This window comes from Rhizorhabdus histidinilytica (genome assembly GCF_900167915.1).
GTDB lineage: Bacteria > Pseudomonadota > Alphaproteobacteria > Sphingomonadales > Sphingomonadaceae > Rhizorhabdus > Rhizorhabdus histidinilytica.
The window spans coordinates 233,633-247,156 of the sequence record NZ_FUYM01000001.1; the positions used below are offsets into that span (position 1 = coordinate 233,633).

A 13,524-nucleotide genomic window follows, 5' to 3' on the forward strand; every position below is an offset into this window, starting at 1 on the left:
GATATGATCCTCGACAAACCCCTCGCACTGCCGAAGCTCGATCGCCGCGGCTTCCTGGCCGGCACGGCGACGCTCGCCACCTTGTCGGCGGCGGGCCTGATGCCGATGGCGGCGGCCGGCGCCGCGGTCGACGCCAGGGAGGTCGAGCGGCTCCAGGCCAAGGTGAAGGGCAAGGTCGTCGCCCGCGACACCGAGCTGTACGAGCCGTGGCGGCGGAGCATGATCTGGCAGACCCAGAAATTCCCGCGCAACCCTGAGATCATCGTCCAGGCCGAAAGCGTCGAGGACGTGGTCGCCGCGGTCAACCATGCGCGCGAGAACAAGCGGCGCATCACCACCCGCGCGGGCGGGCACAGCTTCTGCGGCTGCTTCATGCGCGACGACGGCATGCTGGTCGACGTGTCGCGCCTGTCGACGATCGAGATCGATGCGGCGAAGCGCGAGGCGATCGTCGGCCCCGGCGTGATCGGCCGGCGGTTGCAGGAGGAACTGGGCCGGCAGGGGCTGGCCTTCCCGACCGCGCATTGCGGCATGGTGCCGATCAGCGGCTTCCTGCTCGGCGGCGGGCTCGGCTGGAACGGCAATGCCTGGGGCGGGATGAGCGTCTACAATATCCTGGAGGTCGAGATCGTCACCGCCGACGGCCAGGTGCGAACCGCGAGCGAGACCGAGAACCCGGACCTGTTCTGGGCGGTGCGCGGCGGCGGTCCCGGCCTGTTCGGGGTGGTCACGAGGTTCAAGCTGCGCGTCCACCCCGCGCCGAAGGCGATGCGCTCGCACACCTATATCTTCCCCTTCACCGCGAGCGCCGATGTCGCCGCCGCGATGGAGGAGATCGGGCCGAAGCTGCCGCTGAACGTCGAGCTGATCGGCGTCATCACCGCCGCACCGCCGGGCATGGAGAAGGCCTGCAGCGCCGCCGGCTGCGATCAGGTGTTCATCCTGCAGAGCGTCGCTTTCGTCGACAGCGAGGCGGCGGCGCTGGCGGGCATGGCCCCGCTGAAGGACCATCCGGTCACGAAGCGCGCGATCGCCAAGATCGAGAACGCCCAGGAGAGCTTCGAGAATCTCTATTACGGCAACGAGGTGCCGTTCCCGCAGCGCCGCTATTGCGTCGACAACATCTATACGGACAGCCTCGCCAAGCCGATCGAGGTGTTCATCCGCCGCATGCCGCAGTCGCCGTCGCGCGTCACCGCGCCGGTGCTGCTCTACAAGGGGCGGCCCGAATTGCCCGACGGCGCCTGCGCGACCAAGGGCAATTTCTACGTCTCCTGCTACGCGCAGTGGGACGATCCGGCGGCCGACAAGGCCAACAAGGACTTCATGATCGCGATGTACGAGGAGCTGCAGCCGCTCGGCACCGGCAGCTACATCAACGAGCTGAACCAGGAAGGCCGCATCCACCGCATCCGCGAATGCTACACCGCCGACGGCTGGCGGAAGCTGGGCGAGCTGCGGCGGAAATATGACCCCGGCCTCGTCTTCCACACCTTCTACGGGCTCGAGCCCGACCGTCCCCAAGCCTGAGAGGAAAGATCATGTCTTCTACCGGAACTGCCATCGTCGGCGCCTTCTTCGCGGCCTTCGGGGCGGGCGACGTCCCCGGCGCGATGGCGCTGCTCGCGCCCGACGTCCGCTGGACCCTGCACGCCAACGGGATTCCGTGGGGCGGCACCTATAAGGGGCCCGAGGGCGTCGGCGACTTCTTCGCCAAATTCGGTGAGTTCGCCGAGCCGATCGAGATGACGCCGAAGTCGATGGTGGAGGCCGAGGGCCTCGTCTATGTGCGCGGGATCGAGCGCAGCAAGGTCAAGGCGAGCGGCAAGGAATATGCGGTCGAGTGGGTCCATGTGATCGGCACCGGCGACGGCAAGATCACCAGCTTCGACGAATATCTCGACAGCGCCGCGATCGCGGCGGCGATGCGCTGACGGTCATGCGGGCGCCCGTCATCTTCATCGGCGCGGCGGCGGTGGTCGTGGCGGCGGCGGGCTGCTCGACCGCCACGCCCGCGCCGAAGGCCTCGTCGCCGGTCGCCCGCGGCCGGGCCTATTACACCACTTGTCAGGGCTGCCACGGCAATGCCGGCGAGGGCTTCGCCGGCATGAAGGCGCCGCGCCTCGCGGGCCTGCCGCCGAGCTATGTCGCCGAGCAGCTCCTGCTCTACCGCAAGGACCTGCGCGGCGGCCCCGCCGACTTCCAGGGCGTGCAGATGAACGGCCGCGCCAAGGCGCTGCCCGACGAGCAGGCGGTCCAAGACGTCGCCGCCTATATCGCGACGCTGCCACCGCCGCCGGCACCGGTCGCGGCAGCGAAGGGCGGGGCGGGGACGGCGCTCTACGAAAGCTGTGCCGCCTGCCATGGCGCGCGCGGCGAGGGCAATGCCGAACTCGGCGCGCCGCCGCTGGCGGGCACCGATGCCGACTATCTCGCGCGGCAGCTCCGCAATTTCAGGAAGGGCATTCGCGGGCGCGAGGGCGACGAGAGGGGCCAGCAGATGGCGGCGGCGGCCGCCGTCCTGCCCGACGAAGCGGCGATCGATGCGGTCGCGGCCCACGCCAGCACGCTGCGGTAGCCATTCAACCGGGGATTTCGAAATGCAGATGGAAGGTGCCGAGTTCGACTACATCGTGGTCGGGGCGGGCTCGGCGGGTAGCGTGATCGCGGCGCGCTTGAGCGAGCGGGCGGATGTCAGCGTCCTGCTGATCGAGGCGGGCGGCAGCGACAACCGCTTCTGGCTCAAGATCCCGGTCGGCTACGGACGCACCATCACCGATCCCACGGTGAACTGGAAGTACATGACCGAGCCGAATCCGGCGCTCGGCGGCCGCCGCATCTACTGGCCGCGCGGCAAGACGCTGGGCGGGTCGAGCAGCATCAACGGCCTGATCTACATCCGTGGCCAGGCGCAGGATTACGACCAGTGGCGCCAGCTCGGCAACGAAGGCTGGGGCTATGAGGATGTGCTGCCCTTCTTCCGCCGCGCCGAGGACCAGGAGAATGGCGAGGACCGCTATCATGGCGTCGGCGGCCCGCTGAGCGTCACCAACCTCGTCGAGCGCAACCCGCTGTGCGATGCCCTGATCGGCAGTGCGGAGGCCAACGGCATTCCGCACAATCCCGACTTCAACGGCGCCGTGCAGGAGGGCGTCGGCTATTATCAGGCGACGATCCGCAACGGTGCGCGCTGCTCGACCTCGGTCGCCTATCTGAAGCCGGCCAGGCGCCGCCCGAACCTGACGATCCTGACCGAGACCCAGGCAGAGACGATCCTGTTCGACGGTACCCGCGCGAGCGGCCTGCGCGTGCGGCGGGGTGGCGAGAGCTTCACGGTCAGGAGCCGGCGCGAGCTGATCCTGTCGGGCGGTTCGGTCAACTCGCCCCAGCTCCTGCTGCTGTCGGGCGTCGGCCCGGCGGCCGAGCTGAAGGCGCTGGGGATCGATCCGGTCCACGACCTGCCCGGCGTCGGCGAGAATCTGCAGGACCATTATGGCGGGCAGATCACCTGGCGCTGCAACCAGCCGATCACGATGAACGACATCATGCTCAGCAAGCGCAAGCAGCTCTTCGCCGGGCTGACCTGGTTGCTGTTCCGCGACGGGCCGCTGTCGGTGCCGGCGGGGCAGGCAGGGCTGTTCGCCCGCGTCTCGCCGGGCGCGGCGACGCCTGACGTCCAGTTCCTGTTCCAGACCTTCAGCGGCGGCTATTATGAGGACGGGCTGTTCAAATTCTCGGGCTTCGCCAACTTCATCTGTCCGGTCCGGCCGCAGAGCCGCGGGCGGCTCAGCCTGGCGAGCGCCGACCCGTTCGAGGCGCCGCGCCTCGCGCCCAATTACTTCGCGCACGAGGCCGATCGGCGGATCGCGGTCGAGGGCCTCAAGCTCGCGCGCCGGATCGCCGCGACTCCGCCGCTCGCCGACTTCATCTCGGCCGAGCATCTGCCTGGCGCCGACGTACGGACCGACGACGAGATCGAGGCCTATTTCCGGGAAACCGGCGGCTGCGTCTCGCATCAGGTCGGCACCTGCAAGATGGGCAATGACGGGATGGCGGTGGTCGACAGCCGACTGCGCGTCCACGGTGTTCGGGGCTTGCGTGTCGCCGACGCATCGATCATGCCCACGCTGATATCGGGCAACACCAACGCGGCGAGCATCATGATCGGTGAAAAGGCGGCGCAGATGATCGCGGACGACGCTTGAAGGCGGCGGCCGGAGGTAACCAGCTTCGCCGAGCGATCCTCGCATCGCTGGCCGGCAACATGCTGGAATGGTACGACTTCTTTCTGTTCGGCACGGCGGCGGCGCTGGTCTTCAACCGGCTGTTCTTCCCCGCCGCCGATCCGACCGCGGCGCTGCTCGCCGCCTTCTCTGTCTATGCTGTCGGCTTCGCGGCGCGGCCGATCGGCGGGCTGATCTTCGGTCATGTCGGCGACCGCCATGGCCGCAAGGTCTCGCTGGTGTGGACGCTGTCGATCATGGGGGTCGCCACCTTCGCGATCGGGCTGCTGCCGAGCTACGAGCAGGCGGGCATGCTTGCGCCCGCGCTGCTTGTCGCGTTGCGCCTGCTCCAGGGGATCGCCGCGGGCGGCGAATGGGGCGGCGGCGTGCTGATGATCACCGAGAACGCCCCTGCCGATCGGCGGGGCTTCCTCGGCGCCTGGAGCCAGGTCGGGGTGGGGCTCGGCTTCGTCCTCGCCTCGCTCGCCTTCTTTCTGGCGCGGCGGATGCCGGAGGCGGACTTCCTGGCCTGGGGCTGGCGGCTGCCCTTCCTCGCCAGCATCCTGATCTTCCTGGTCGGCGTGTTCATCCGCTTGCGCATCAGCGAGACGGCCCGCCATCTCGAGGAAGGGCGGGGGAGCCACGCCGCGCCGATCCTGCGCCTGCTGCGCCGCTATCCGCGCGCGATCCTGACCGGCGTCGGCATCCGCCTCGCTGAGAATGGCGGATCGCACCTGCTGATCACCTTCTCGCTCGCTTATGGGGTGACGGTCGGCGCTCCGGCCGATGCGCTGCTGGTCGGGGTGATGCTGGGGATGATCGCCGACAGCGCGATGATGCCGGTGTTCGGCGCGCTGTCCGACCGGATTGGTCGGCGCGCCGTCTATTTGGCCGGGGTGATCGGGCTCGCGCTGTTCGGCTATCCTTTCCTGCGCATGCTCGACTCGGGGGCACCGGCGATGATCGTCGCCGCCTTCGTGATCGGCAACGGCCTGTGCCACGCCGCGATGATCGGGGTGCAGCCGGCGCTGTTCAGCGAGATGTTCGACGGCGAGGTGCGCTATTCCGGGCTCGCCTTCGTCCATGAGGTCTCGTCGGTGATCGTCGGTTTCGCGCCGCTGATCGCCACTGCCCTCTACGCGAGCAGCAAGTCGCCGGTACCGGTCGCCGCCTATCTGGCGATCCTCTGCCTGCTCAGCGCGGTGGCGCTGCTGAGCTGGCGTGGTGGGAAAGAAGATTTTTCGTCTTGATCCGGGTTTGAGACAGGATTTGCCGGCGACTGGACAAATGTCAGGCGAAATCGGCAATTCTTTCGGTGCAGTCGACGCTATGCTTGCTCGATGGAGGAGCATGATGATCGACATTGGTGACCCTGATGGCGGGACCGTATCCCGGTTCGACATCGTCGCGCGGCCCGACCCGCAGACGCTGGCCCGCCTCATCAACCATTTCGCGCAACGCGCCCTCATCCCCAGCATCGTCGAAGCCCGCGAGGCCAACGGCATGATGCAGGTGGCGATCGAGCAGCCCGGCCTCTCGGTTCACGAAGCGGGCATCGTCGCCGACAAGATGCGCAACAGCTGGCTGGTCGAGGAGGTCAGCCTGCGCTGCGGCAACGTCCGCCAGATACCGCTCAGCGAGGCGGTGATCGACCGCGCCGCCTGATCCGGCCGGTCAGGCGCCGGGCGTGCCGGTCTGGAGATACCAGCGCTGCGCGCCTTCGATGCCGAGCGCGGTCAGCCGGCCGCTGGCATAGGCGCCGGTGTCGATCCCGATCCGGTTGGCGCGCTCGTCGATCTCCGTCGTCACCGAATGGCCGTGCACCACCATCGCGCCATGGTCGGCGCCGTGGAACAGGAAGTCGCGCCGAATCCATCGCATGTCGCTCGGCGCCTGATCGTCGAGCGGGATGCCTGGGCGGACGCCGGCATGGGCGAAGAAATATCCGCCGGCGCGATAGGAACTGCGCAGCGCCGCCAGCCAGTCGAGATGCTCACGGGGGACGGCGGCCCGAACCAGGTCGATGATCCCCGGAGGATCGGCATAGTCATAATCCTGCGCCGAGACGCCGTAGCTGAGCAGCGTCTCGCGGCCGCCCATCTTGTGGAGCAGCGCGGCGGCCCGGCGGTTGCCTTCGGCGGTCGCGAGCAGGACTTCCTCATGGTTGCCCATCAGGAACACGACCTTGTCGTCACCCAGGTCGAGCTTCATCATCAGCTCGATCACGCCGCGCGAGTTCGGGCCGCGATCGATATAGTCGCCGAGGAACAGCAGGCGCGTGTCCGCCGCGCCGCGCTGCTCGTCGTCGCCGTCGATCGCACGGATCAGCGTGTTGAGCAGGTCGTAGCAGCCGTGGATGTCACCGATCGCATACCAGCGCTGGCCCTCGGGCGCGGCGTGGCGAGGGCGCTTCCAGCGCGAAGGCGACAGAAGGTCGCGAATGGCCATCGACTACCTGTGGACAATCCCGTTGCTCGTTCGCGTCGCCCCCTAATCGACGGAAGCGCCGGAGGAAAGACGGCCCATGACCATGGGCCATGCTGGCGACTCTATTTTGCGCCGAAACCGGTGATCGCGATCTTGATCGTCTTGATCGCGATCAACACATCGATCCAGACCGAGAAGTTGCGGATATAGTAGAAGTCATATTGCAGCTTGCGGTGGATCGCGTCGAGATCGGTGACATGGCCCTGGTTGACCTGCGCCCAGCCGGTGATGCCAGGGCGGACGATGTGGCGGTAGAGATAGAAGGGAATCTCCGCATCGTACCAGCGCGAGAGCGAGATCGCCTCGGGACGCGGGCCGATCCAGCTCATCTGGCCCGCGAGGATGTTGAAGATCTGCGGCAGCTCGTCGAGCCGGGTGCGGCGCAACCAGCGCCCCGCGCGGGTGATTCTGTCGTCGGCGACCAGCGTCATCGCGGCGGTGGCGTCGGCTTCTCCACGGGCCTTCTCCTCGCGCATCGTGCGGAACTTGACGATGCGGAACGCGCGCCCGCCGGCGCCGACGCGCAGCTGCCGGAAGAAGGCGGGCCCCGGCGAATCGATGCGGATCCAGGCGGCGATGGCCAGGAACAGCGGGCACAGGAACGGCAGCAGGATCAGCGCCGACAGGAAGTCGATCACCCGTTTGGCATGGCGCCACGCGCGGTTCGGCATGAGCGAGCCGAAATTATTCTCCGACAGATGCTCGATCGAGACGCGGCCGGTCAGCGATTCGAGGACCTGCTTGCTGTGCAGGACGGTGCGCCCCTGTACCGCGGCCTCCGCCAGCATGCGGTCCCATTTGGGATCATGGTCCTGGCGGAAGTCGGCGGTGATGAAGGCCGAGGGGTCGTCAGGGACGGCCGGGGTCCGCATCCGGATCCATTCGACCTCGGAGGGGAGGGTGAGGCCCTGCAGGTCGAAACCCGGTACTACGTAGAAACGACGTCGGGTCCGCGGCAGCAGATAGATGCTGAGGACGAAGAATACGGCGATGCTCGAGAGGAAGGTCGAGGTCAGGTAGATACGGCTATATTCCAGGCGCAACGCCAGCAAGGCCGCGATGGCCAGGCCGAACGAGCCGATGAAGGACGGCAGGATGTAGCCGAAGGTCCGCGTGCCCGGAAAGGCAGTGACCCGGCTCAGCATCGTCATCCCCAGGATCAGGGCGACCGTTGCGGCGATGAAGCTGTTGGCGAAGCCCGTCGTGCCGAGGGCGGTCTGGAAATCGCCATAGCGGATATAGGCCGGCAGCAGGATCGCGATGCAGAAGCCGATGAGGAACTGGGCGGGCAGGGCATTGAGCGCGCTGACACGCGCTATCCTGACCTGGGGCTCGCGCGTCATGAGCACGGTCCGTAACACTCCTCAGTAACGCTCCATGGGGAACATGCCGCGCTTCTGCCCGTTACGCGACATGGTTGCAGTGATCCAGCGCACAGCGAAGATGCGGCAACCTGCTATGCAAGAGCCCTGCGAACGTGATCGGACTACTCCCCCTGGATGCCCAGCGGCGAATGAAAGTTACTGGCCCGGATTCCATTTATATAAGCTTTTATCTGAAGTTGGACAGTATATTAAAGCGCCGTACAGGTTTTTTCACGTTGCGCGCGGGCCCCGACGGGGTTATGGAAAGGTCGACCTTGTAAGGAGGCGGTTGTGAAGAGCTTTGGTAAAATTGCTTCGTCGCTTGCGATTGCTGCGCTGGTCGCGGCCCCGGTTGCTGCGGCTGTTCCCGAAGCCGGAACCACGCTGAGCCGTGCCGCCGTGAAGGCGATTGGCACGAAGATGCGGTCCGGTGTTGTCGCGCGCCTCAACAAGAAGGTCGCACGCAAGAGCGCCGTTGAGCTGGCTCAGGTCGAAGGTGCCGATGCCGGAACCGACGCGGGCGCTGGTGGTGCCGGTGGTGCTGGTGGTGCCGGTGGCAGTTTCGGTGGCCTCGGTGTCGCCGGTGCAGTTGCGGGTGTCGCAGCTGGCGTCGGCGTCGCGGTTGCGGCCTCGAGCGGCGGTGGCAGCAACAGCCCGTAAGGCTAACGCATCCAGCAGATGGACCGAGAGGGCGGCGCGAGCCGCCCTTTTTGTTTTCTGGCGAATCTCTTTTTGTTTTTTGAGCGAATCGATGTCGGTCGGACCGATTTCCGCTACGTTCGGCTATTCCCTCCATTTCGGTTCGTCGCGGATATTTCGGTTCGTCGCATGACGGCGACAAAGGATGCCGAGGCATCTTTCCATTTTCCCTGCGTAGGTTAATGCACGAGAGCGACTGTGCGGCGGGTCACAGCGCGGGGCTGTTCTGATCCCGTACCAACAGGACGCGTAGGGCGCGATTCGGCCGCTCTCCGCAGGGGGCGTCGAAGGCGATGGCATCGACCGGTTTTCAACAGCTTCGAGGCGTCCGGGCGAGCGCATGAAGGTCGCGGCTACAGGCGCAGGACGGACCGACGCCGCTTTCTGGGCGCTCGGCGCACTTCTCATTCTCACATTCCTGACCGGTGGCGGCTCGCGGTCCGATATCGCCTCGCTGGTCGTGCTGCGTCCGGCCGCCGCGATATTTCTCGGCTTCGGCCTTTGGAGCCTGACCCGCTCGACCGTGCGGCGATATCGCTTCGCCTATGGCATGGCCGCCGCAATCGTCGGGCTCGTCCTGTTCCAGCTGATCCCGCTGCCGCCCGCCATCTGGGGCGCCTTGCCCGGACGCGGCCTGGTGACCCAGATCGATGCGGCTGCCGGGCTCGGGCCGGTGTGGCGTCCGATCAGCCTGGTTCCTTCGGCGACCTGGAACGCGCTGTTCGCCCTGATCCCGTCGCTCGCGGCACTCGTCCTCGCCTCGCAGCTCGACGGGCGGGGGCGCTGGCGGATCGCCATGCTTCTCATCGGCATCGGCCTGTCGAGCGCGATCCTGGCCATCCTCCAGCTAAGCGGCGCCCCGCAGGGACCATTCTATCTCTACCGAGTGACCAACCGCGCGGTCGGGTTGTTCGCCAATCGCAACCATCAGGCGATCTTCCTGGCGTCGCTGTTTCCCCTGCTCGCAGTTTTCGCGTCGGCCGCCCGCTCGTCGGCGATCGATGCCCGGCTGCGCACGGCCGTGGCGCTGGCGATCGGTGCGGTGCTGCTGCCGCTTCTTCTCGTCACCGGGTCGCGCAACGGCATGGGGATGATGGCGATCGGCTTCGTCAGCATTCCCTTCCTTTACACGATGCCGGGCGATCGGACCCGATCGGACGACGGACGGCGGAATGCCTTGCGCGCCGTGGTGGCGCTGGTCATTCTCGCGCTGGTTGTGCTGACGGTCCTGCTGGGGCGGGCTGTCGCGATCGATCGGCTGGTCGAGTCCCCGGCGACGGAAGACGTCAGATTCCAGGCCTGGGTGCCGATGCTGTCGACGGCCATGACCTATTTTCCGCTGGGCGGCGGCTTCGGCGCCTTTGCAGACCTGTTCAAGATCGACGAGCCGAACGAGCTGCTCACGTCGGCAATGTTCTTTCATGCCCACAATGACTGGCTCGAGCTGTTGATAACCGGCGGATTGCCGGCGCTGCTGCTCGCAGGCGTGGCCGCGGTCGCGTTCTTCAGGATAGCCGCGCGGTGGTGGCGATTGCGCGTTGGCCATGACGACAATGTGCTGCTCGCAGGGGCGGGTCTTTGGATGGCGCTGATCTTCGCCGCGGCAAGTATCAGCGACTATCCCTTGCGCGTGCCATCGCTGGCGTGCTTCTTTTGTGTCATAGTCCTATGGATAAGTTCAATCGGGCCCGATAGGGCGACGAAAGAAGGGGTTTGAGGGGCTTGCTCTTGTTTCTTCAACGAAAATCCTCGTCCGCTGGCGCGCGTCTGCCGCGCAAGGCCCCCGTGGCGCTCATGGGTGCGCTCATGTTGGCGAGTTGCGCGGGTCCGCCCAGGATCGGCGGCGCGACGAACATACAGGTGCTCGATGCCACCGAGCTGCCGGCACCCGACCGAACCGACATGGTCGAAACCGAGCGTCCCTATATCGTCGGCCCGTTCGACAAGCTGGCGATCGATGTATTCGGCATCGACGAGCTCTCCAACCGTAAGGCGCAGGTCGATGCGAGCGGCCGCATTTCCTTCCCGCTGGTGGGCGTGGTCAACGTCGCCGGTCTGACGCCGGGTGAGATCGAGACGGCGCTGGAGCAGAAGCTGGCGGTCAACTATGTCCGCAATCCGCAGGTGACGGTCAATCTCGACCAGACGGTCAGCCAGGTGGTGACCGTCGAAGGACAGGTCAAGAAGCCGGGCCTCTTCCCCGTGGTCGGGCGGATGACGCTGCTGCGCGCGGTGGCGCTCGCGGGCGGAACCGACGAGTTCGCCAAGCTCAACCAGGTCGTCGTCTTCCGCACGGTGAAGGGCGAGCAATATGCCGCGCTCTACAGCCTCAAGCAGATCCGGATCGGCGCCTATGCCGATCCCGACATCTACGCCAACGACGTGGTCGTGGTCGGCGAATCGCGGGCGCGCCGGACCTTCAAGGATATCCTCCAGGTGGTTCCGCTGCTCACGACGCCGATCATCGTCGCCGTGGACCGGTTCTAGATGGATCGCCTGGCGATCCGCGATAGTGGAAAAAATTGATGCGTGAAGCGGCAGAAGTTCAAGGCGGCGGATCAGCGAATCCCAAGGCCTCCGGCCTGGGGCAGGGCGGTCATGTCAACGACAGTTACGCCGTCCCGCCGATCCTCAAGCAATATTGGCATACGGCGCTTCGCTGGCGTTGGCTGATCGGCGCGATCATAGCCGGTGCGCTGGCGGTGGGCCTGATCGTCACGCTGCTGACCCCGGCCCGCTATACGGCCAGCTCGCAGATCGAGATCAGTCGCGAGCAGAAGAAGATCACCAATGTCGAGGGGCTCGATTCCGCGACCGCGGACAGCGACATGGAGTTCTACGAGACCCAATATGCCCTGCTTCGATCCTATTCGCTGGGCGAGCGGGTCACGCGCAAGCTGGACCTCGCGCGGCGCGACGACTTTTTCGCGGCGCACGGCATCTCGCTCGACGCCGAACGCTTCGGCGCCGCTGACCAGTCGAACCTGACCGCCGGGCAGCTCGCTGCCCGCGAGAAGCTGGCGACCAAGCTGCTGCTCGACAATATCGAGGTGTCGCCGGTCCGCCGGTCACGCCTGGTCGACCTTTCCTATACCAGCCGATCCCCGACGCTTTCCGCGCAGGTGGTCAATGCCTGGGCGAGCCAGTTCATTGCCGCCAGCATGGATCGCCAGCTCGCTTCCACCGCCGATGCCCGCCGCTTCCTCGAGGAACGGCTCGGCAATCTGCGGGCCCGGCTCGAACAGTCGGAACGCGAGGCCGTGACCTATGCGTCGCGCAACGATATCGTCACGCTCGACGCGGTTCGGGGCACCGATGGAAAGACGCAGGTCCAGCGGACCATGATCCAGAGCGACCTCGAAGCGCTCAACACCGCGCTGAACGCGGCCCGTGCGGACCGCATCGCCGCGGAGAGCCGGCTGACCGGGAGAAGTGACGACGACAATGTCGATGCGCTCACCAACCCCACCATCACCCAGCTCCGCCAGAAGCGGGCCGACGTCGCATCCGACTATGCCAAGATGATCGTGCGGTTCGAGCCGAACTATCCGACCGCCAAGGCGCTGATGATGCAGATCAAGTCGCTCGACGAGGCGATCGCCCGCGAGACGGCCCGCGTCGGCAACAGCCGGGCGCAGAGCTATCGCGAGGCGCTCAAGCGTGAGCAGGACCTGGGCGCGCAGGTCGCGGCACTGAAGGGGCGCCTCGACGAGCAGCAGCACGACGCGATCCAGTACAACATCTACCAGCGCGAGGCCGACACCAACCGCCAACTCTATGACGCGCTGCTCCAGCGCTACAAGGAGATCGGGATCGCCGGCTCGGTGGGGGTGAGCAACATCGTCGTCGTCGACCCGGCGGGCGTCCCGTCGGCTCCCTCGGCGCCGAGCCTGCCGAAGAACATGGCGCTCGCTTTCGTCATCGGCCTCGCCCTGGCCGTCATCGCGACGCTCGCGCTCGAGCAGATCGACGAGGGGATCAGCCAGCCGGGCCAGATCCAGCAGCTCTTCCAACTGCCCCTGCTGGGCCATGTGCCGCTGTCCGATTCGTCGGTCACTGAGGGCATCGAGGATCCGAAGTCCTATTTCTCGGAAGCCTATTTCACGATCCGCTCGAACCTGGCCTTCACCACCGACCATGGGCTGCCGCGATCGTTCATCGTCACCAGCACCCAGCCGGCCGAAGGCAAGTCGACGACCTCCTATGCGCTGGCGCGGATCATCGGGCGAACCGGCAAGAACGTCCTGCTGGTCGATGGCGACATGCGCTCGCCCGACATTCACCACCTGCTCGGTCTCGACAATGCGGTGGGGCTGAGCAACGCGCTGGCCGGCGACGACAATGTCGCCGCGCTGATCCGGAGCACGCCGCACAAGGGCCTCTCGGTGCTGACTTCGGGCCCCAAGCCGCCGAGCGCCGCAGAGCTGCTGAGCAGCGATCGCATCCGTCATCTGGTCGGCGAGCTGCAGGGCATGTTCGATCATGTCATCATCGATGCCCCGCCGATCCTGGGCCTGTCGGACGCGCCGCTGCTCGGTCGTGCGGTCGAGGGCGCGGTGCTGGTGATCCAGGCCGAAGGCGCGGCGGTGCGCGGCGTCCGGGCGGCGATCAGCCGCCTCCGGATGGTCAACACCCATATCTTCGGCACGGTGCTGACCAAGATCAAGGCCAGCGAACTCGCTTATGGCTACGGCTATGGTTATGGCTACGGCTATGGCGACGACGTCGAGAACAAGGCTGCCTGACGGGCT

12 protein-coding genes are annotated in these 13,524 nt (G+C 66.5%); 10 read left to right on the forward strand and 2 right to left on the reverse strand.

Annotated features, from left to right (window positions below; translation table 11 throughout):
- Window positions 1-3 precede the first annotated feature (3 nt).
- The 6 genes from B5X82_RS01090 (at window position 4) to B5X82_RS01115 (ending at window position 5,888) form a co-directional block, all read left to right on the forward strand.
- Window positions 4-1,530 carry an FAD-binding oxidoreductase gene (locus B5X82_RS01090; protein ID WP_079646197.1) on the forward strand — a complete coding sequence of 509 codons (1,527 nt, stop codon included), beginning with the start codon at window positions 4-6 and terminating at the stop codon, window positions 1,528-1,530.
- A gap of 11 nt (window positions 1,531-1,541) precedes the next feature.
- Entirely contained in the window at window positions 1,542-1,934 is a 393-nt protein-coding gene (locus B5X82_RS01095) for a nuclear transport factor 2 family protein (protein ID WP_079646198.1), read from the forward strand.
- Window positions 1,935-1,939: 5 nt separating this feature from the next.
- Window positions 1,940-2,578 carry a c-type cytochrome gene (locus B5X82_RS01100; protein WP_079646199.1) on the forward strand — a complete coding sequence of 213 codons (639 nt, stop codon included), beginning with the start codon at window positions 1,940-1,942 and terminating at the stop codon, window positions 2,576-2,578.
- Window positions 2,579-2,600: 22 nt separating this feature from the next.
- Window positions 2,601-4,205 carry a GMC family oxidoreductase gene (locus tag B5X82_RS01105; protein WP_079646200.1) on the forward strand — a complete coding sequence of 535 codons (1,605 nt, stop codon included), beginning with the start codon at window positions 2,601-2,603 and terminating at the stop codon, window positions 4,203-4,205.
- Window positions 4,202-5,473, forward strand: coding sequence for an MFS transporter (locus B5X82_RS01110; protein WP_223811364.1), 1,272 nt, complete (start codon window positions 4,202-4,204; stop codon window positions 5,471-5,473). Before B5X82_RS01105 ends, B5X82_RS01110 begins: the two co-directional genes overlap by 4 nt.
- 100 nt (window positions 5,474-5,573) lie before the next feature.
- Window positions 5,574-5,888, forward strand: coding sequence for a hypothetical protein (locus tag B5X82_RS01115; protein ID WP_235862566.1), 315 nt, complete (start codon window positions 5,574-5,576; stop codon window positions 5,886-5,888).
- A 9-nt stretch (window positions 5,889-5,897) separates the two neighbouring features.
- Here B5X82_RS01115 and B5X82_RS01120 read toward each other — a convergent pair whose 3' ends face one another.
- Window positions 5,898-6,671, reverse strand: a complete 774-nt coding sequence (locus B5X82_RS01120) for a metallophosphoesterase family protein (RefSeq protein WP_079646201.1) — start codon at window positions 6,669-6,671, stop codon at window positions 5,898-5,900.
- Window positions 6,672-6,772: 101 nt separating this feature from the next.
- Window positions 6,773-8,053: a sugar transferase gene (locus B5X82_RS01125; protein ID WP_079646202.1), complete on the reverse strand. Its 1,281-nt coding sequence runs from the start codon at window positions 8,051-8,053 to the stop codon at window positions 6,773-6,775.
- Window positions 8,054-8,365: 312 nt separating this feature from the next.
- On the opposite strand from B5X82_RS01125, the gene B5X82_RS01130 reads away from it, so the two are divergent.
- The 4 genes from B5X82_RS01130 to B5X82_RS01145 all read left to right on the forward strand — a co-directional run bounded on the left by B5X82_RS01130 (window position 8,366) and on the right by B5X82_RS01145 (window position 13,518).
- Window positions 8,366-8,734, forward strand: coding sequence for a hypothetical protein (locus tag B5X82_RS01130; RefSeq protein ID WP_079646203.1), 369 nt, complete (start codon window positions 8,366-8,368; stop codon window positions 8,732-8,734).
- Between the two features lie 379 nt (window positions 8,735-9,113).
- On the forward strand, window positions 9,114-10,490 hold the full coding sequence (locus B5X82_RS01135) for an O-antigen ligase family protein (RefSeq protein ID WP_079646204.1): 1,377 nt from the start codon (window positions 9,114-9,116) through the stop codon (window positions 10,488-10,490).
- 143 nt (window positions 10,491-10,633) lie between these two features.
- A complete protein-coding gene (locus B5X82_RS01140) occupies window positions 10,634-11,260 on the forward strand; it encodes a polysaccharide biosynthesis/export family protein (RefSeq protein ID WP_235862567.1) in 627 nt (208 codons plus the stop codon).
- 38 nt (window positions 11,261-11,298) lie between these two features.
- Complete coding sequence (locus B5X82_RS01145; protein ID WP_079646206.1) at window positions 11,299-13,518, forward strand: GumC family protein; 2,220 nt, start codon at window positions 11,299-11,301, stop codon at window positions 13,516-13,518.
- Window positions 13,519-13,524 lie beyond the last annotated feature (6 nt).